Origin of the sequence: Agathobaculum butyriciproducens, assembly GCA_003096535.1 — a bacterium.
Lineage (GTDB): Bacteria > Bacillota > Clostridia > Oscillospirales > Butyricicoccaceae > Agathobaculum > Agathobaculum butyriciproducens.
In genome coordinates, this window is the sequence record QEKJ01000001.1 from 126,602 (window position 1) to 143,935 (window position 17,334).

Here is a 17,334-nt window from a genome sequence, read left to right on the forward strand (position 1 = left end):
ATCCTCAGTTCTTAATGATGATAGATGCCACATCAACCACTACATTCGTTATACCGCCGCCGATGTTATCAAAATTCGAAGTGGCCACCGGCAGTGCAACAAAGGTGATATTGTCATCTTCAAAGACATCTATATCTCCATCATACATCACAACATGATAATTATCATAATTACTATCCGCAGTGAGAATATAAGTAAATGGTTTACCCCACATTGTATCACAGAATACTTGAAGCACGGTTTGGTTCTTAAAATAAACCATCTTATCTACATATGGAGCAATGTTCTTAACTAAATGCTTATATTCAATAGAGCTATCAATCATTGCCTTAGCTTTTTCCTTGGCTGCATTATCTACAGCCGGAAAAATATCTTCGTTGGACTTAATCACGGCCATAGCAGTATCTGGAATTTCTACCGGATCACTGTACTCAAGGTTTAATGTAAATTGCCGAACACAATTATACAGTCGATCTGCTTTATTACCATCTAATTCACCATTAACAAAATGACCCACGTGTTTCTGATTACCACTGGGCCAGCACTTCACGCCATTACCAGTAACTGCGCCTTGTGTAAAAGTTCCTTCATAATACCATTCTATACCAGAAGAATTCTCCGTTGTGAACTTTCCTTCTCCATCCGGTACACCATCTACAAGCTGTCCAGTATATTTACCCTCTTTTTCATATGTTTCTTTGGTCGTGGCATCACCTTCATATACCGAAAAGGATAAGGTCATATCCACATCTTCAACCTGTTCTACCACAGGCTCCTGCTGCTGTTCCTGTTCCGTCTCTGCCGCAGCAGAATCCGCACCGTTCGAATTTTGTCCGCAGCCTGCGCATAACATCAGAAATGCCGCCATTGCTCCGCTGATCCAGCGTTTCGAGTTTTTCATAATCTTTTACTCCTTTACCTCTTTGTAAATATTGTACAATATCTTACAGCCTTCGTCAATCAATTTCAACATCCTCTCAAAACTGATTTTCCCTTATGTCGAATTGATTGGTGTCATTTCTGAGGCTTTTCAGCGCAAATGGTGTCAAATTGGTGTCAGCCAAAATCAAAACACAACTTTTTCTATTCATAACATAGATGATTTCGCACGCAATACGCAGTTTTCCAACCAGCCAGCACAGTTACAACAGTATCTAACATTAACAATCTGTAAAACACCGCTTTGCACCCGACATTTCCTGTGCTATACTGAATATATCACCCCAAAGGAGAATTCTTATGTCACAGACGGTAGAAATGCACATTATTGCGCGGATACGCAGCGATTTCCCCACCAAATTCGGCATTCCGCGGCAGAGCGGACTGGCGGACGTACCGGCGCGCATTGTATTCGAGCCGGAATACCGCAACGCGGATGCGCTGCGCGGCATAGAGGGTTTCTCGCACCTGTGGCTGATCTGGCAGTTTTCGGCAGCCGTGCGTGACGGCTGGTCACCGACCGTGCGCCCGCCCAAGCTGGGCGGCAACAAGCGCATCGGCGTGTTTGCGACGCGCTCGCCGTTCCGGCCGAACGAGATCGGGCTGTCCTCGGTGCGGCTTGACCGCGTGGCGCCCAACACGCCGGACGGTCCGGTGCTGCACATTTCGGGCGCAGACCTGATGGACGGCACGCCGATTTTCGACATCAAGCCGTATCTTGCGTACACAGACTCGCATCCGGAGGCACTCGGCGGCTTTGCGCTCACGACCAATGCCGTGCGTGTGGAATGTCCGGCAAGCCTGCTCGAAAAGCTGCCGCAGGAGCGCCGTCAGACGCTGCTGAACGTGCTCGCACAGGACCCCCGACCGGGCTATCAGCACGAGGCAGGCCGCGTGTACGGGTTCCCGTTTGCGGGATTTGAGGTAAAATTCACCGTGGAAGGTGACTTGCTGACCGTTCGGCAAATCGAGAGTCGCTAACGATTCTGCGGTAAAATTCATGCAGTTCATGTACCCCATCTATTCCGTGCCGAAAACGAAAAAAATCACCGAAACGATTTGTTTCGGTGATTTTCTTTTACGTTTTATTAGAGGCCGGTCGGAGTGATCTTCTCGAAGTCCTCCAGCGTGCCGCCGTTCATGAAGCAGTCGATGATCTGCTTGCCGAGCGGCTCAAGCTCCGGCGTATCGAACTTCGCCAGCTCCTTGCGGAAGAAGTCGGTCAGAATCTTTGCACCTGCATCGTAGCCGTCGGTGCCTACGCGGTCCTGCGTATCAACGCGCAGGAACTTAGAGCGGATCTTCTGGCCGTCGATGGTCAGATCCTTCATCGCGTAGCCGAGCAGCGGGCAACGTGCCGGCTCGAGGTGCTCGCGGCGGATCTTTGCGCCGCCGTGGCGTGCCAGATACTCACGGGAGATCCACTCAGCCGCAAAGCCGACCTTGTAAACGCCGATGTGCTGGTTCGGGATCAGGACGTAGCGGGTGTTCGGGCTGTCCACGATCTGGTGCAGCAGCAGGTTGGCCTGCTTTACGCGCTTGCCGGTTGCAAACGGCCAGTAAGAACCAACGCCCTCGCTCTTCAGCTCGTTGCCGGTTACGATAGACGGGTTATTGAAGCCGCGCGGTGCGATCAGGCGCCACAGCCAAGCCAGTGCCGGCGGAATGATATGCAGCATACCCATGATGCCGTAGTTCGGGTTATCGCGGGTGGAGGGGGGCATACGAACGCCGAAAGAGCGTACGTCTACTTCTACCGGCTCCTTGACGATGTTCGGAACATCCCAGCGCGGCACGATGGCACGCGGGTTGGAGCACGGCTTGCCGTTGGAATCCAGCGTGTGCTCCCAGATCAGCAGGGTTGCACCCGGATGGCCTTCCATGTTGAAGAAGCACAGCGGCTCCTTCGGCTCGGTGCAGATGCGCTCGTAAACCGGATCGCAGCCGTAGTGGGTTACGCCGTCCATACGGAGGAACCAGCCGTCCTCACCGTCAACGAGTACCAGCTTGCCGGAGTTGTTCTGCACACCCGGATAGCAGGTAGCCATATCGTCGCACACCGGCTCGATCTTGCAGGTGGAGCTGATATGCAGGTAGGTCTTTTCGCCCGTTACCGTGTTGGTAGAGAGCAGCACCTCGCCGTCCGGCTCGCGGGCGATGTCCTGCAGCATCTCGCTCTTGCCGCCGCCGGAAGCGCCCTCGTGCATGATGACAAGCTCGTTCTCGTACGGGGTGATCAGACGGCCTGCAGAAGTATGGCAGGTGGTCCAGCCCTCCTGCTCGCCAATGTCGAGCAGTACGGAGTAAACACCCTTCTTGGCAGACGGGCCCGGATACAGGTTATAGGAGAATACCTCGTGGCAGTCATCCAGACGGTTGTGAACAACGACCTGCTTGCCATCAAAGTGGGTGTGACGGAACGGAGGTGCAACATAGATGATCGCACGCGGCTTGTAGCCCTCGGTCTCCTCTGCGCTTACAAAGCCCTGCAGATGTGCCAGCGCAAATGCGAAGAACGCGCACTGCTTCGGGCATACGAGCATGGAGCCGTAGCCGTACTGGTTGCCGCCGGAATTAAACGGCATGAGGATCAGCTCCTGCGTCTTAAACCAGTCCATGGTCTCGCGGCGCAGCTTGTCGAACTTGTAGCCGTACACATCCGCGAAACGCTTCTTGTCGGTCGGCTTGTCATCCGCGATGCGCATGCAGTCCGGCTCGCGGCGGCGCATATAATCCTCTACAAAGTTAACGGATGCACCGTTCTTGCAGCGGACAACATCAGCTTCTTTTACCAGACCCTTGCCCGGTACATCGAATACAACGTCGTACACGTCGGCATGTTCCGGACCGAATACCATGTCGTACAGTTCCGCCTTGCTGGTGGGAACAACTACGCCCTTGCAGTTCTCGATGACATCGGTCAATTCATCGGTAAAGGTGAATTTGGTGAGCAATGAGTTCATCTGTATCATTTCCTCCTTAAGCACCGCGGAATCCCTCGCCACGGTATGCTAAACGGGCCGGTTACATTCATTAACCTTTGCCCCATTGTCTTTCGATTATAGCATACCGCAAAACCCACCCTCTCGTCAACTGTGATTTTGCTTTTTTTGCAAGTCGGATTGCAAGTTCTTGCAAAATGTACAAAACCTGAGGGATTTCTCACTGTTTTCCTGACACGGTCACTTGTCCGCCGATAGAACTTTTTTGTGAAAACGTTTCCGCATGGCAAAATCCGTTTCACAATGCGCAATCGTGTATCAAAAGTGCGATACTGTGCATCTGCGTACACTTTATCTCACATTCCAGCGCTCCCTCACGCGGGTGACGGAATTGCATTTTCCGTTTCTTGTAATATCGAACAGCGCACCGGAAACTGCACAGTCGCCCTCAGCTGTCTTGAAATACTCGGTCAGGTCACCGCGAAACATGGCGATAGACTGCTCCACGCGCACGCCGAGCACGGACACGATCGGGCCGGTCATGCCGATATCCGTGATATAACCGGTGCCCTTGGGATTGACGCGCTCATCCGCGGTCTGTACATGCGTGTGCGTGCCCCAGACAGCCGCCGCGCGGCCATCGAGGTAATAGCCCATAGCCAGCTTTTCGCTCGTGGCGTTCGCGTGGATTTCGGCAAGAGCCACGTCATACATGCCCTCATTTTCCTTGAGGATGCGGTCTGCACACAGGAACGGATTGTCCGGGCCGTATTTCATGTCGCAGCGGCCGATCAGGTTCATGACGAGCAGGCGCATGCCCTGCGGGCCGTCATAAATGCCCCAGCCCCGGCCGGGGCTTTGCGGCGCAAGATTGGCCGGACGGAGAACATCCGAACGGCTGTCCAGATACGGCACGATCTGCTGCTTGCCGAACACATGGTTGCCGAGCGTGATCACGTCCGCGCCGGCGGCAAAAATATCATCCGCCTGACGCGGGAGAACGCCGTTGCCGGCCGCATTTTCGCCGTTTACGATGACGAAATCCGCGCCGGTGTCGCGCTTGATGCGGCGGAGCAGGCCGTGAAGCGCGTCAATACCCGCCTCACCGACCACATCGCCGATGACTAATAGTTTCATGGATTACCTCTTTCTATCATTGCTGCAAGCCGTTGATTGGTTCCGCTGGATTCAGCGGGGATTCGCCTGCCCGGCGGGGGCACCGTACCCACGGCGAGGGGCAAGAGGGTAGACACCTACGGTTTCTACCCTCTTAACTCCCGTTTCCCTTTGTTTCCGAGTCTGGCGCAGATTACCGACATGTGACCGCTTCGAAAATGGGGAACGGCAGTCGGGTTACTCTTGCGTTTGTTTCGCAACATATTCGCAGTTCACAGATAGTGTACTGCTACACATACGGGCTACTCTACGCAGGCGCGGCATGACAGTGCCGCGCAAGTCGTTAGTCTGGAGATTACGGAAGGCACCTACGGATTAGACGTTTAGTACAATTTATCTTCGCAGGCCCTGTCAGTAATAACGCGCTAAAGAATTGTGCGGCACTGTTATGCCGCACCTGCGCAGACTCTCCGATCTGTGTAGCAGTACGCTATCTGACCCTGCGAACAGGTTTCGAAAGACACGGTAGGAAAAATCCTCTGCCGTTCCCCTTTTCGAAGCGGTCGCCGCTCTCCGATTTTCGCCGGGCAATCAAGCAAGGGAAAGGTAGGAGTTCAAAGAGGAAGGAAAACCGCAGGTTGTCCTTCCTTTTTGCCCCCGCGGCGGGTGCCGCGACGCTCCCGCCGTCCGCAGACGGCGAATCCCCTCGCTGAGGTTCAGCGAAAAACTTTCCGCCCGTTAGGGGCGAACACGCTAACGCAGTTCGAGTACCCCGCTCAGCCGGTGCTGAAAAGGAGCCGCCCGTCAGGGGCGAACCGCCTGCGCAGTTCGTGTCCCCCGCTCAGCCGGTGCTGAAAAAAAGCTGCCGCCCGGAAAGGGCGAACCCGCTTGCGCAGTTCGTGTCCCCCAGCTGGTCGGTGCAGAAAATATATACAAAAAGAGCTGCTGCACCCATGCAGCAGCTCTTTTCCATGCAAAATCTTAATCGAACAGGGTCGAAACCGAAGTTTCCTCGTAGATACGCGCGATCGCCTCGGTGAACACCGGTGCAACCGGCAGAACGTTGATCTTATCCAGCTTCTTGTCATTGGTCAGCGGGATGGTATCGAGGATGGTCAGCTCCTTGATCGGGCTGTTCTGGATGCGCTCGATCGCCGGTCCGGACAGTACGCCGTGGCTTGCACAGGCGTAAACCTCGGTCGCGCCGCCGCGCTCTACCAGAGCGTCCGCTGCGTGTACGAGCGTGCCTGCGGTGTCGATCAGGTCATCAACCAGAATGCACTTCTTGCCCTCTACGTTGCCGATGATGTTCATAACCTCGGATACGTTGGCCTTCGGACGGCGCTTGTCGATGATGGCAAGCGGCATATCCAGCTTCTGGGTGAACTTGCGGGCACGGGTAACCGAACCCAGATCGGGAGAAACGATAACGGTATCATCGGTGCCGACGCCGAACTTGCCCGCAATATACGGGATCAGGACGGAAGAACCGAGCATGTTATCCACCGGAATGTCAAAGAAGCCCTGGATCTGTGCAGCGTGCAGGTCCATGGTCAGCACGCGGTCAGCGCCTGCAGCAGTAATAAGGTTTGCGACCAGCTTTGCGGAGATCGGGTCACGCGCCTTGCTCTTGCGGTCCTGACGAGCGTAGCCGAAATACGGGATTACAGCCGTGATACGGCCTGCCGATGCACGCTTGCAGGAGTCGATCATGATGAGCAGCTCCATCAGGTTGTTGTTTACCGGACCGCAGGTGGACTGTACGAGGAACACGTCCGAGCCGCGAACGGATTCCGAAATGGAAACCGAGATTTCGCCGTCAGCGAAGGTGGAGATGGCAGCCTTGCCGATCGGCAGTCCGAGCGCAGAAGCGATCTGCATCGCCAGTGCGGGATGGGAGTTGCCGGAGAAAATTTTGATGTTTTTTCCGTGAGAAATCATTGATTTGCCTCCGTCATATAAATATATTTTTTGTTCCGTGTGGATTTATATACGTTTTTATGGATTTACTTTTCGTCCTTCTCGTGTGCGGCGCGGCGGCGGTCGTTCCAGCCCTCAAGATTGGTCTGGCGGGAACGTGCAACGCTCAGCGCACCGGCAGGAACGTCCTTGGTGACAGTCGTACCGGCAGCCGTAAACGCACGGTCGCCCAGCTTGACAGGCGAAACGAGGTTGGTATTGCAGCCGATGAAGCAGTCGTCACCGATCTCGGTGCGGTACTTGTGATAGCCGTCGTAGTTGACAACGACCGTGCCGCAGCCGAAGTTGACGCGCTCGCCGACGGTCGCATCGCCGATATAGGTCAGGTGCGAAACCTTGGTGCCGTTGCCGATGGTGGACTTCTTCAGCTCTACGAAGTCGCCGATGCGGCAGCCGTCACCGACCACGCTCTGCGGGCGGATATAGGCAAACGGACCGACCGTGGTATTGCTGCCGACGGTGGATTCATAAACCTGCGAATTGTTTACCGTGGTGCCTGCGCCGATCTCGGCCTTTTCGAGGATGGTGTTCGGGCCGATAACCGCGCCCGCGCCGACCTTGCAGCCGGGACGGATGTGACAGCCGGGCAGAATGGTCGCGCCCGGAGCAATATCAGCGTCCGGCGCAATGTAGGTGCTGGTCAGATCGAAGATCTGCACGCCCTTCTTGATGAGGCCGTAGTTGACACGCTGCATCATCTCGACCTGCGCCATAAAGGCGGCAGTGCCGTCGCAGATGACGTAAATCTTGTTGGTGATAGCAATGCCCTTCTGCGCACCGGCTGCAACAGCCGCCGCAACCAGGCCGTCGAGCGTATCAGCGCCGCTCGCGAGTGCCTTTTTCAGCATATCCCAGGTGAACATGGCGGCATAGCAGCGGCTGTCTCTCGGCAGAGGCTGACCTTCCGCATCAAAGCCCTGCTGCTCGGCAGACAGTACGCTGACGCCGTAACCGGTGTTCAGGTGCGTCTCCGCCAGATGGAACAGAGCGTCCTCCTCGGCCAGTGCAAACGGAGCCGCCAGCACCAGAACGTGCTCGCTCTCCGGCAGCGCAGCCAGCGAGGCAAAACGATTTGCGGCATCGAGCGCGATGTCCTGTGCGCCGGCAACGGCAGGCTCTCTGTCGTCGTGCGCAAAGAAGCACGCCTCCACCGCATCAGGCAACGCATCCCGCATTGCATCGCCCGCAGTGCCGAACAACACCGGACGCGCAAAAGCGGAAATGCCGTTTTCGTCAAACAGGCCGCCAACCATGACGGCATTTACTTTATTCATCGCAGAAATCCTTTCGTTTCTCAAGGGTCATACGACCAGATTTTCCGATATAGCTTTATTATACAACAGTATGCCGCAAATTGCATTATCATTTTTCGATAAATTTCTTCTCACCGCATAATATTTTTCGCCGTTTGCATACAAAGGCCGCAAAGCAAGCATTTTGGTGGGAAATCAAGTAATGGAAAATTGAGAATGGAAAATGGAAAATGAGTGTTAGATAAAGCCATTTGCAGAAAATAACATCGTTTCAGATAGCCTTACCGTAGGGTGCGGCAAGGTGAATTGCCCGAAGGGCAAGAGAAGGTGCCGCACCCTACGATTTGGCGTTACATGACGATTATTCCGTATAAAAATACGATAACACGTTTCATTCCACGTTCATTTTCCATTCTCCATTCTCCATTCTCAATTCTCCATTACTGCACAAAAAAGACTCGAAACATACGTTTCGAGTCTTTTAGGGTTAGCTTTTAGCCCTGAACTGCGATAACCTCAACTTCAACCTTAGCGCCGAGCGGCAGAGCAGCTACTTCAACGCAGGAACGAGCCGGAGCGCCTTCCGGGAAGTACTTCGCGTACACGCCGTTGAATGCAGCAAAGTCGTTGATGTCGGACAGGAAGCAGGTGGTCTTGACTACGCGGTCAAAGGACACGCCGCCCTGTGCCAGAACGCACTGCAGGTTCTTCATGACCTGCTCGGTCTGCTCCTCGATGGTGGTTGCTACAATCTTGCCCGCCTTCGGATCGATCGGAACCTGACCGGAGGTAAATACGAAACCGTTTGCAGCGATTGCCTGAGAGTACGGGCCTACTGCTGCCGGTGCAAGATCAGTGTGCAGAACTTCCTTGATAGCCATGGTGGGAATTCTCCTTTATATATCTTTATTTTTTGATAACCGGGTGAAATGAGTGCTTTTGTGCATAAAATCCGCACAGAAACGCAATTGTGGCGTTGCCACAATTACTTCTTGCCGCCCTTGGTCTTTTTCAGACGCTCAGTGTTGGACAGAACGCGCTTGCGCATACGGATGCTCTCCGGAGTGATCTCGAGCAGCTCATCGTCGGAGATGAACTCGAGTGCCGCCTCGATGGACATCTGGCGCGGAGGAATCAGGCGCAGCGCATCATCCGAGCCGGATGCACGCATGTTGGTCAGCTGCTTCTTCTTGCAGACGTTTACAGCCATGTCCTCGCCGCGCGGGTTCTCGCCGACGATCATGCCTTCGTATACCATCGTGCCGGGGCCGATGAACAGCGGGCCGCGATCCTGTGCGTTGAACAGGCCGTAGCCGACAGCCTCGCCGGCCTCAAACGCGATCAGAGAACCGGTGGTGCGCTTCTGGATATCGCCCTTGTACGGCTGATAGCCGTTGAATACGGAGGACATAACACCCTCGCCCTTGGTATCGGTCAGGAACTCAGTGCGGTAGCCGAACAGGCCGCGTGCCGGAATAATGAACTCCAGACGCATACGGTCGGTGCCCTTCGGGTTCATGGAAACCAGCTCGCCCTTACGAGCGCCCATCTTCTCCATGATCGCGCCGACTGCATCGGCCGGAACGTCCGCGATCATGCGCTCCATCGGCTCACAGGTCTTGCCGTCGATCTCCTTGAGCAGTGCCTTCGGTGCGCCGACCTGGAACTCGTAGCCCTCACGGCGCAGGTTCTCGATCAGGATGGACAGGTGCATCTCACCGCGGCCGCAAACGCGGAATGCGTCGGTGGTGTCGGTTTCGTTTACGCGCAGGGATACATCCTTGAGCAGCTCACGGAACAGACGCTCACGCAGGTGGCGGGAGGTAACAAACTTGCCTTCCTTGCCGGCGAACGGAGAGTCGTTGACCATAAAGGTCATCTCAACGGTCGGCTCGGAAATCTTAACGAACGGCAGAGCCTCAACGTGCTCGGGGTCGCACAGGGTCTCACCGATGGTTACGCCCTCGATGCCGGAGAAGCAAACGATCTCGCCTGCCTGTGCCTCCTCGATCGGCTGACGACCCAGCTCCTCGATGGAGTACAGGGTAACCAGCTTCGCGTTGTACGGCTTGGTGTTGCCGTGGTAGTCGCAGACGGTAACCTGCTGACCTACCTTCATCGAGCCGCGCTCGATACGGCCGATGCCGATACGACCGACGTACTCGTTGTAGTCAATAGAAGAAACGAGCATCTGGGTCGGGCCTTCGGTATCAACATGCGGCGCCGGAATATGCTCGAGGATCTGCTCGAACAGCGGGGTCAGGTCCTTGCCCTCCACGTTCGGGGACATGGAAGCGGTGCCTGCACGGCCGGAGCAGTAAACGATCGGGCTGTCCAGCTGCTCGTCGGTCGCATCAAGGTTGAGCAGCAGTTCGAGAACCTCGTCGCCGATCTCGTTGAGGCGAGCGTCCGGACGGTCGATCTTGTTGATTGCAATGATGATCTTGTGACCGAACTCCAGTGCCTTCTGCAGCACGAAGCGGGTCTGCGGCATCGGGCCTTCTGCTGCGTCAACCAGCAGAACAACGCCGTCTACCATCTTGAGGATACGCTCTACCTCGCCGGAGAAGTCGGCGTGGCCCGGGGTATCTACGATGTTGATCTTTACGCCCTTGTAATGTACAGAGGTGTTCTTTGCCAGAATGGTAATGCCGCGCTCACGCTCGATGTCGCCCGAGTCCATGACACGCTCCTCTACCACCTGATTTTCGCGGAAAGCGCCAGCCTGCTTGAGCATCTGATCGACCAGAGTAGTCTTGCCATGGTCAACGTGCGCAATGATGGCGATGTTGCGTAAATCGTTACGGATCATATATTCTATTCCTCCATCAGCGGGATTATTTTCGTACAGAATTTATTATACCCGTTTTTTCGTTCATTTTCCACCTATTTTATCGTCAAAATTACGGCGATATATCCGCTCCAAATTGTAAAATATTTTACCGAACTGAGAAATCTCCCCATGTTTTCCGGTTGACGCAGGCTTACTCCTGCCGTACAATAAAGAAAAGACGCAAGCGTCTGATAAAAGGAAGGAGAATCTCTATGAATAAAATCGGAAAGGCAATGCTCTGCACCGTACTGACCGGCGCGATGGCTGTCGGCGCTGCAGGCGCGGCCGACCTTGGTTCCCTGTCTCCGCAGGGTGCTAAGGCGTATCTGAATCAGATCACCACCCTGCAGAATAAGTATGGCAAGGCTGCCGCCCGCACGGACGATGGCTTCAAGGGACTGCTGACCGGACTTTCCATGGCAAAGCTGGTGGATATGGACGGCGACGGCACGCCCGAGCTGTACTGCGGCGCAGGTCTGAACGGTCAGCATATGTATTCGTATGCGGATGGGAAAATCTACGCGCTGGATATTCCGGAGGGCGTGAGCAACTTCGGCACGGATGTTTCGCCGTGCACCCAGTTTTACGTTGGCAAAGCCAAGGCGTATCTGGTCTCTGGTCAGGAAGTAATGAATAACAATCCGGTCACCTTCTGGACCAAACAGGGCGATAAAGCCGTTGTGGTCCTCACCTACACGGACGGCTTCGACTGGGATGCCGAGACACCGACACCAGTCAAAACTATCAACGGTCAGTCCGTTACCGCAGAGGAATTTTCTTCCGCTATCCTCGACTTCACCGGCGATATGGACGAGCAATATTACTCCTTCTGGGAAAGCCCTTACAACAGCGACCGTGCGCTGTCTCCGCGTTCGGCTCTGCAGGACACCATCACCTCCCTGCGTAAACTCACCAACCCGACCGCACATGTTTCCCGCCACAAGGTAACACTCAACGGCGCAAAGGCTGATCTGGCTGCGTACACCATCAACAGCAACAACTATTTCAAGCTGCGCGATCTTGCAAAAGCACTGAAAGGTCTGGATTATGAATTTGAGGTAAAGTGGAACGCCGCCCAGCAGCGCATCGACCTGACGAGCCGAACCGCGTACACGCCGGTCGGCGGCGAACAGGCTGCCCTGCCCGCCGGCAATAAGGCTGCCACGCTCACGAACGCCTCCGTCTACCTCGACGGAAAGCCGCTTTCCCTCACCGCCTACTCCATCGGCGGCAATAACTACTTCAAGCTGCGCGACCTCGTTTTCGCGCTCGGCTTTTCCGTGGATTGGGATAACGCCACCTCGACTGTTACCATTTCGGCTCAGTAATGGAGAATTGAGAATTACAAAAAGCCACTGTTCAGTGAACAGTGGCTTTTTCGCGCCATGGCGCGATTCAATTCCGGTTTGCTTGCAAACCGCACCCGCATGGCAGGATTTCGCACAGAAATCCGAGTCATTGGCTCCGCCGCAGCGGACCGCGCATACGCGCGGATTCAAACGCGTTTGCCCGCAAACGCATAAAAAGTCAGGACATGCGCCTGACTTTTTATACAAGAAAGGGATTCTGTGTGCCCGTCAAAGGCGGACGCGCAGAATCCCGCACAGGACGTATCCGAGCCAACGGCTCGGTACGTCCCCCTCGATTGAAAGGCCAAAGGCCTTTCAATCGAGAAGCGAAGCGCCCTTACTGGTTTGCTTCGATGTAGTTTACGATGTCACCGATGGTGCTCATCTTAGCAGCTTCCTCGTCGGAAATCGTTACGCCGAAGTTCTCCTCGAGGTCCATCATCAGCTCTACAACGTCCAGAGAGTCTGCGTTCAGGTCTTCCTTAACCTTGGTGTCCATGGTCATGGTGGAAGCATCAGCGTCAAACTTGTCTGCCAGGATTTCACATACCTTTTCAAACATGGGATTTACACTCCTTCATTACTTTCTTGATTTATTGTTCTGAAAACTCCGACTCTGCGGAATTTTTCATACCGTTTCTGCAGCATCGTGTCGATGTCCGGCTCAGCATCCAGCTCGGCAAGCTGGTCGCGCAGCGTGCGCGCCACATTGCGGATAAGCTGTGCGGAGGATGTGCCCTCCTGAATGATGCCTTCGATCATACCGAAGCTGTACAGGTCCTGCGCGGTGATATGCAGCGTGTCCGCTGCCTCCGCCTCGCGCTTGGGGTCCTTCCAGAGAATGGACGCGCAGCCGCGCGGCGAAATAACCGAATACAGGGCGTTCTCGAGCATGAGCACACGATCTGCCACCGCCAGCGCCAGTGCGCCGCCGGAGCCGCCCTCACCCGTCACGATAGAGACAACAGGCGTTTTCAGCTCGATAAACTCATACAAACAGCGGGCAATGGCCTCGCCCTGACCGCGTTCCTCCGCGCCAACGCCGCAGAACGCGCCGCCGGTGTCAACAAAGTTGATGACCGGGCGGTGGAATTTCTCCGCCTGATGTGCGAGACGCAAGGCCTTTCGATAGCCCTCCGGGTGCGCCATGCCGAAGTTGGCGTCCATATTCTGCTCAATGGTGCGGCCCTTGCGGTGGCCGATTACCGTCACCGGTGTGCCGTTGAAGTAGCCAACGCCGCCGAGGATGGCATGGTCGTCCGAAAAATAGCGGTCGCCGTGCAGCTCGGTGAAGTCGGTGAACAGTTCATTGATATAATCCGTGATCATCGGGCGCTTGGTATCGTGGATGATACGCATTTTTTCACTTGCGGGTTTGTTAATCACGACGCCACACCTGCCATTTCTTGGACTTAGAGCCGCAGTGCAGCTTCAAGAGTTTTTCCAGCGTTTCTCTGAGTTGATTACGCGGAACTATTTTATCACAGAAACCGTGCGATAGCAAGAACTCCGAGGACTGAAAATCGTCCGGGAGGGTCTGACCGATGGTTCCCTCGATAACACGGCGGCCGGCAAAGCCGATGGTCGTGCGCGGCTCCGCGAGGATAATATCGCCCAGCATGGCGAACGACGCGGTAACACCGCCCGTGGTCGGGTCGGTCAGCACGGTGATATACAGCAGTCCGGCATCCGAGTGACGGCGCGCCGCCGCGGACACCTTTGCCATCTGCAGGAGCGAAAACATGCCCTCCTGCATACGCGCACCGCCCGAGCAGGTGAACAGCACGACAGGCAGACCCTTTTCGGTCGCGTACTCGAACAGGCGGGTCAGCTTTTCACCGACGACCGAACCCATAGACGCCATCATGAAATGGCTGTCCATGACGCCGATCGCGGTTTCCACGCCGCCGATCTTACACACGCCGGTCTTGACTGCGTCCGGCATGCCGACCTTTTCAGCCAGCTCTGCCGTTTTCTCTGCGTATCCCGGGAAGTGGATCGGGTCCGCCGGTGCCAGATTGGCGTACAGCTCCTCAAAGCTGTCCTTATCCGCGATCTGACGGATGCGCGTGCGCGCGAGCAGTCGTCCGTAGCGTCCGCAGTGCGGGCACACATACAGATTCTTGCCGTAGGCATACGCCTTCAGTTCTGCGCCGCAGCCCTTGCAGGTTACGACCTTGGCCGCTTCGTCCTCCTGCGGTTTCATTTCCATAGAGGTCTCGCGTGTTTTTTGAAACAGGTCGATCAGACCCATGCGTAACTCCCCTTTCACTGTTAAGATCAATACCGCGTGATTGTTTGCAATCGTGCGGTATCACCTCTTGAATCCTGCAGATTAACAGTCTGCGGATTGCAAAAATCTGCGGATTGCTCAAACTTCTTCGGATTCAACTATACTTGCGCTAAATCTATTATACCATAATAAATGATTTAGTCAAAATCGCCGTTTGCGATGGAATTAACATTAAAGTTTGCTTCCACAAACGCCTTCGAGCACAGGATGTGCATCTGATAGTCGGTTGCGGTCACAACGCCCTCAAACAGCATCTCCGCGAGGGCACGGCGCATGCGAACGATGGCCTGCTCACGGTCGGCGCCGTAGACGATCAGCTTGCCGATCATGGAATCGTAAAACGGCGGAATCTTATATCCCTGATAAGCCGCGGAATCCACGCGCACGCCGGGACCGCCCGGCAGATGCAAGGACACCAGTGTGCCCGGACAGGGCGCGAAGTTTCTCGACGGGTCCTCCGCGTTGATGCGGCACTCGATGGCGTGACCGCGGATGGTCAGATCCTCCTGCTTAAAGGACAGCGGCTCGCCTGCCGCCACGCGAAGCTGCTCGCAGACCAGATCTACGCCGGTGACCTCCTCGGTGACCGGGTGCTCGACCTGAATGCGGGTGTTCATCTCGCAGAAGTAGAAATTGCGGTCGTTATCGACCAGAAATTCGATTGTACCCGCGTTTCGGTAGCCGACGCGCTTTGCCAGCGCAACAGCCGCCGAGGTCATCTTCTCGCGCAGCTCGGGCGTGACGAAAGCCGACGGACTTTCCTCGATCAGCTTCTGGTGGCGGCGCTGCACCGAGCACTCACGCTCGAACAGGTGCACCACGTTGCCGTAGTTATCGCCCAGAATCTGCACCTCGATATGGCGCGGATTGTGAATATATTTTTCCATGTACAGGCGGCCGTCACCGAAGTTGGCGATAGCCTCTGCAGAGGCGCTGTCGTACGCGTCCTTGAGGTCCTTGACGCTCTCCGCCACGCGGATGCCCTTGCCGCCGCCGCCGGATGCCGCCTTGAGCATGACCGGATAGCCGATGCGCTCGGCCTCGGAGATGGCTTCGTCAAAATCGCGCAGCGGGCCGTCCGTGCCGAGCGCGACCGGAACGCCTGCAGCGATCGCGTTGCGCTTTGCCTCGGATTTGTCTCCCATCAGACGGATGGTTGCCGCAGTCGGGCCGATAAACGCCAGACCGGCCTGCGTGATGCGCTCGGCAAAATCCGGATTCTCGGACAGGAAGCCGAAGCCCGGATGAATGGCCTGACAGCCGGAAGCCAGCGCCGCCGAAATGATATTATCCATATTCAGGTAGCTGTCCGCCGCACGGGCCGGACCGATGCAGACCGCTTCGTCCGCGATCTGCGCGTGCAGCGCTTCGCGGTCAGCCTCGGAGTAAACGGCCACCGAGATAATGCCTAAATCACGGCAGGCCTGAATAATGCGGACCGCAATCTCGCCGCGGTTCGCAATGAGTACCTTCTGAAACATTCGATTAGCTCTCTCCCGCCTCAGTCATTGATGACCATGCATTTGATCTCCGCTTCGGCGGCCTTCTCGTCACCGACCCAGGCAATGCCCTCGGCTACTGCCATCGGGCCGCGGCGCTTGGTGAAGGTAACTTCCAGACGAAGGGTATCGCCCGGCTTTGCCATTGCGCGGAATTTCGCCTTGTCAATGCCGGTGTAGACCGCAGTCTTGCCCTTGAATTCGGGCAGAGACAGCAGCGCTACGCCGCCTGCCTGCGCGAGCGCCTCCAGACGGAACACCGCGGGCATAATCGGGTTGCCCGGAAAGTGGCCCTGGAAGAAGAACTCGTCACCGGTCAGGTGCAGCGCACCGACTACATGGTTCTCGTCCATTTCGAGGATCTCGTCCACCAGAAGCATCGGCGGACGGTGCGGAAGGATCTCCATGATCTGTTCTTTGTTCAGCATATTATAATCCCTCTCAATCTAAAAAGCAAGATAATTACCGCAAAACTACAGTTTTGCCGGTAATAGGAACGGATCGTGGACCGTTCCCAAGTCGTACGAAAGTTCCTCCCGTCGGTCGAAACTTTCTCCCTCTATCGGTATAAAAACGGTGATACTTGCTCCCCGTTTTTATGAATTTGCTATGCAAATTCTATTGAATCCGCGCTGATGCGCGGCAGATGCTTACGTCTTACTCAATAACACAAAGGACTTGGTTATACTCCACCATATCGCCCGGCTGCGCCATAATGCGGATGACCTTGCCGTCGCACGGTGCCTTGATCTCGTTCATGATCTTCATCGCCTCGATGATGCAGAGGGTATCGCCCTCCTTCACCTGCTGACCGACCAGCACGAACGGCGGTTCGTCCGGAGACGGAGAAGAATAAAACGTGCCGACCAGCGGGCTCTTCACCTGCGTGCCTGCCGGAAGCTGCTCCTCTGCCGGTGCCGCGTCTGCGCTCTCCGCTGCGGGTGCTGCCGCCGGCGCCGCTGCGGGTGCCGCCGCTGCTACCGATGCTGCAGCGATCACGGGAGCCGGTTCAGCTGCCTTGATCTTGATTTTTGCGTCATCCAGCTCGAGCTCGACCTCGCCCAGCTTTTTTGCAGCCAGTGCGTCCATCAGCTCAAGCGCGATGTCTTTCAGTTCTTTGATGTCCATTT

Annotated in this window: 15 protein-coding genes; 2 read left to right on the top strand and 13 right to left on the bottom strand. The window is 55.6% G+C overall.

Annotated elements, in window-relative coordinates; translation table 11 throughout:
- Nucleotides 1–4: 4 nt before the first annotated feature.
- Nucleotides 5–901: an MORN repeat-containing protein gene (locus C7386_RS00605; RefSeq protein ID WP_116704632.1), complete on the bottom strand. Its 897-nt coding sequence runs from the start codon at nt 899–901 to the stop codon at nt 5–7.
- Between the two features lie 338 nt (nt 902–1,239).
- Between C7386_RS00605 and tsaA the strand changes: the two genes are divergently transcribed.
- A complete protein-coding gene (gene tsaA / locus C7386_RS00610) occupies nt 1,240–1,920 on the top strand; it encodes a tRNA (N6-threonylcarbamoyladenosine(37)-N6)-methyltransferase TrmO (protein ID WP_116704633.1) in 681 nt (226 codons plus the stop codon).
- A 107-nt stretch (nt 1,921–2,027) separates the two neighbouring features.
- Here tsaA and C7386_RS00615 read toward each other — a convergent pair whose 3' ends face one another.
- The 6 genes from C7386_RS00615 to typA form a co-directional block, all read right to left on the bottom strand.
- Nucleotides 2,028–3,911, bottom strand: a complete 1,884-nt coding sequence (locus tag C7386_RS00615) for a DUF4914 family protein (RefSeq protein WP_318261159.1) — start codon at nt 3,909–3,911, stop codon at nt 2,028–2,030.
- Nucleotides 3,912–4,232: 321 nt separating this feature from the next.
- The gene (locus tag C7386_RS00620) at nt 4,233–5,018 is read right to left on the bottom strand and encodes a TIGR00282 family metallophosphoesterase (RefSeq protein WP_116704635.1); all 786 of its coding nucleotides are present in this window, start codon (nt 5,016–5,018) and stop codon (nt 4,233–4,235) included.
- A 960-nt stretch (nt 5,019–5,978) separates the two neighbouring features.
- On the bottom strand, nt 5,979–6,938 hold the full coding sequence (locus tag C7386_RS00625; protein ID WP_110435147.1) for a ribose-phosphate pyrophosphokinase: 960 nt from the start codon (nt 6,936–6,938) through the stop codon (nt 5,979–5,981).
- Nucleotides 6,939–7,003: 65 nt separating this feature from the next.
- Nucleotides 7,004–8,251, bottom strand: coding sequence for a DapH/DapD/GlmU-related protein (locus C7386_RS00630; protein WP_110435148.1), 1,248 nt, complete (start codon nt 8,249–8,251; stop codon nt 7,004–7,006).
- Between the two features lie 473 nt (nt 8,252–8,724).
- Complete coding sequence (locus C7386_RS00635) at nt 8,725–9,111, bottom strand: RidA family protein (protein WP_110435149.1); 387 nt, start codon at nt 9,109–9,111, stop codon at nt 8,725–8,727.
- Between the two features lie 104 nt (nt 9,112–9,215).
- Nucleotides 9,216–11,042, bottom strand: a complete 1,827-nt coding sequence (gene typA / locus C7386_RS00640) for a translational GTPase TypA (protein WP_110435150.1) — start codon at nt 11,040–11,042, stop codon at nt 9,216–9,218.
- Between the two features lie 233 nt (nt 11,043–11,275).
- On the opposite strand from typA, the gene C7386_RS00645 reads away from it, so the two are divergent.
- On the top strand, nt 11,276–12,391 hold the full coding sequence (locus C7386_RS00645) for a stalk domain-containing protein (protein ID WP_110435151.1): 1,116 nt from the start codon (nt 11,276–11,278) through the stop codon (nt 12,389–12,391).
- Nucleotides 12,392–12,749: 358 nt separating this feature from the next.
- Here the strand turns inward: C7386_RS00645 and acpP are convergent, their stop codons facing one another.
- The 6 genes from acpP to accB all read right to left on the bottom strand — a co-directional run bounded on the left by acpP (nt 12,750) and on the right by accB (nt 17,332).
- Nucleotides 12,750–12,974: an acyl carrier protein gene (gene acpP, locus C7386_RS00650; RefSeq protein ID WP_110435152.1), complete on the bottom strand. Its 225-nt coding sequence runs from the start codon at nt 12,972–12,974 to the stop codon at nt 12,750–12,752.
- Nucleotides 12,975–12,979: 5 nt separating this feature from the next.
- The gene (gene accA, locus C7386_RS00655) at nt 12,980–13,771 is read right to left on the bottom strand and encodes an acetyl-CoA carboxylase carboxyl transferase subunit alpha (protein WP_110437133.1); all 792 of its coding nucleotides are present in this window, start codon (nt 13,769–13,771) and stop codon (nt 12,980–12,982) included.
- Nucleotides 13,772–13,790: 19 nt separating this feature from the next.
- Nucleotides 13,791–14,624: an acetyl-CoA carboxylase, carboxyltransferase subunit beta gene (accD, locus tag C7386_RS00660; RefSeq protein WP_382726764.1), complete on the bottom strand. Its 834-nt coding sequence runs from the start codon at nt 14,622–14,624 to the stop codon at nt 13,791–13,793.
- A gap of 218 nt (nt 14,625–14,842) precedes the next feature.
- Nucleotides 14,843–16,186 (bottom strand): acetyl-CoA carboxylase biotin carboxylase subunit, encoded by a 1,344-nt coding sequence (gene accC / locus C7386_RS00665; protein ID WP_110435154.1) that lies wholly within the window; start codon nt 16,184–16,186, stop codon nt 14,843–14,845.
- Nucleotides 16,187–16,206: 20 nt separating this feature from the next.
- Complete coding sequence (gene fabZ / locus C7386_RS00670; protein ID WP_181967688.1) at nt 16,207–16,632, bottom strand: 3-hydroxyacyl-ACP dehydratase FabZ; 426 nt, start codon at nt 16,630–16,632, stop codon at nt 16,207–16,209.
- A 229-nt stretch (nt 16,633–16,861) separates the two neighbouring features.
- Nucleotides 16,862–17,332 (bottom strand): acetyl-CoA carboxylase biotin carboxyl carrier protein, encoded by a 471-nt coding sequence (gene accB / locus C7386_RS00675; RefSeq protein WP_110435155.1) that lies wholly within the window; start codon nt 17,330–17,332, stop codon nt 16,862–16,864.
- Between the last annotated feature and the right edge of the window lie 2 nt (nt 17,333–17,334).

Coding starts and splice junctions, on each gene's coding strand:
- C7386_RS00605 (WP_116704632.1), bottom strand. CDS start 901: ATGAAAAACTCGAAACGCTGGATCAGCGGAGCAATGGCGGCATTTCTG.
- tsaA (WP_116704633.1), top strand. CDS start 1,240: ATGTCACAGACGGTAGAAATGCACATTATTGCGCGGATACGCAGCGAT.
- C7386_RS00615 (WP_318261159.1), bottom strand. CDS start 3,911: ATGATACAGATGAACTCATTGCTCACCAAATTCACCTTTACCGATGAA.
- C7386_RS00620 (WP_116704635.1), bottom strand. CDS start 5,018: ATGAAACTATTAGTCATCGGCGATGTGGTCGGTGAGGCGGGTATTGAC.
- C7386_RS00625 (WP_110435147.1), bottom strand. CDS start 6,938: ATGATTTCTCACGGAAAAAACATCAAAATTTTCTCCGGCAACTCCCAT.
- C7386_RS00630 (WP_110435148.1), bottom strand. CDS start 8,251: ATGAATAAAGTAAATGCCGTCATGGTTGGCGGCCTGTTTGACGAAAAC.
- C7386_RS00635 (WP_110435149.1), bottom strand. CDS start 9,111: ATGGCTATCAAGGAAGTTCTGCACACTGATCTTGCACCGGCAGCAGTA.
- typA (WP_110435150.1), bottom strand. CDS start 11,042: ATGATCCGTAACGATTTACGCAACATCGCCATCATTGCGCACGTTGAC.
- C7386_RS00645 (WP_110435151.1), top strand. CDS start 11,276: ATGAATAAAATCGGAAAGGCAATGCTCTGCACCGTACTGACCGGCGCG.
- acpP (WP_110435152.1), bottom strand. CDS start 12,974: ATGTTTGAAAAGGTATGTGAAATCCTGGCAGACAAGTTTGACGCTGAT.
- accA (WP_110437133.1), bottom strand. CDS start 13,771: ATGCGTATCATCCACGATACCAAGCGCCCGATGATCACGGATTATATC.
- accD (WP_382726764.1), bottom strand. CDS start 14,624: ATGGAAATGAAACCGCAGGAGGACGAAGCGGCCAAGGTCGTAACCTGC.
- accC (WP_110435154.1), bottom strand. CDS start 16,186: ATGTTTCAGAAGGTACTCATTGCGAACCGCGGCGAGATTGCGGTCCGC.
- fabZ (WP_181967688.1), bottom strand. CDS start 16,632: ATGCTGAACAAAGAACAGATCATGGAGATCCTTCCGCACCGTCCGCCG.
- accB (WP_110435155.1), bottom strand. CDS start 17,332: ATGGACATCAAAGAACTGAAAGACATCGCGCTTGAGCTGATGGACGCA.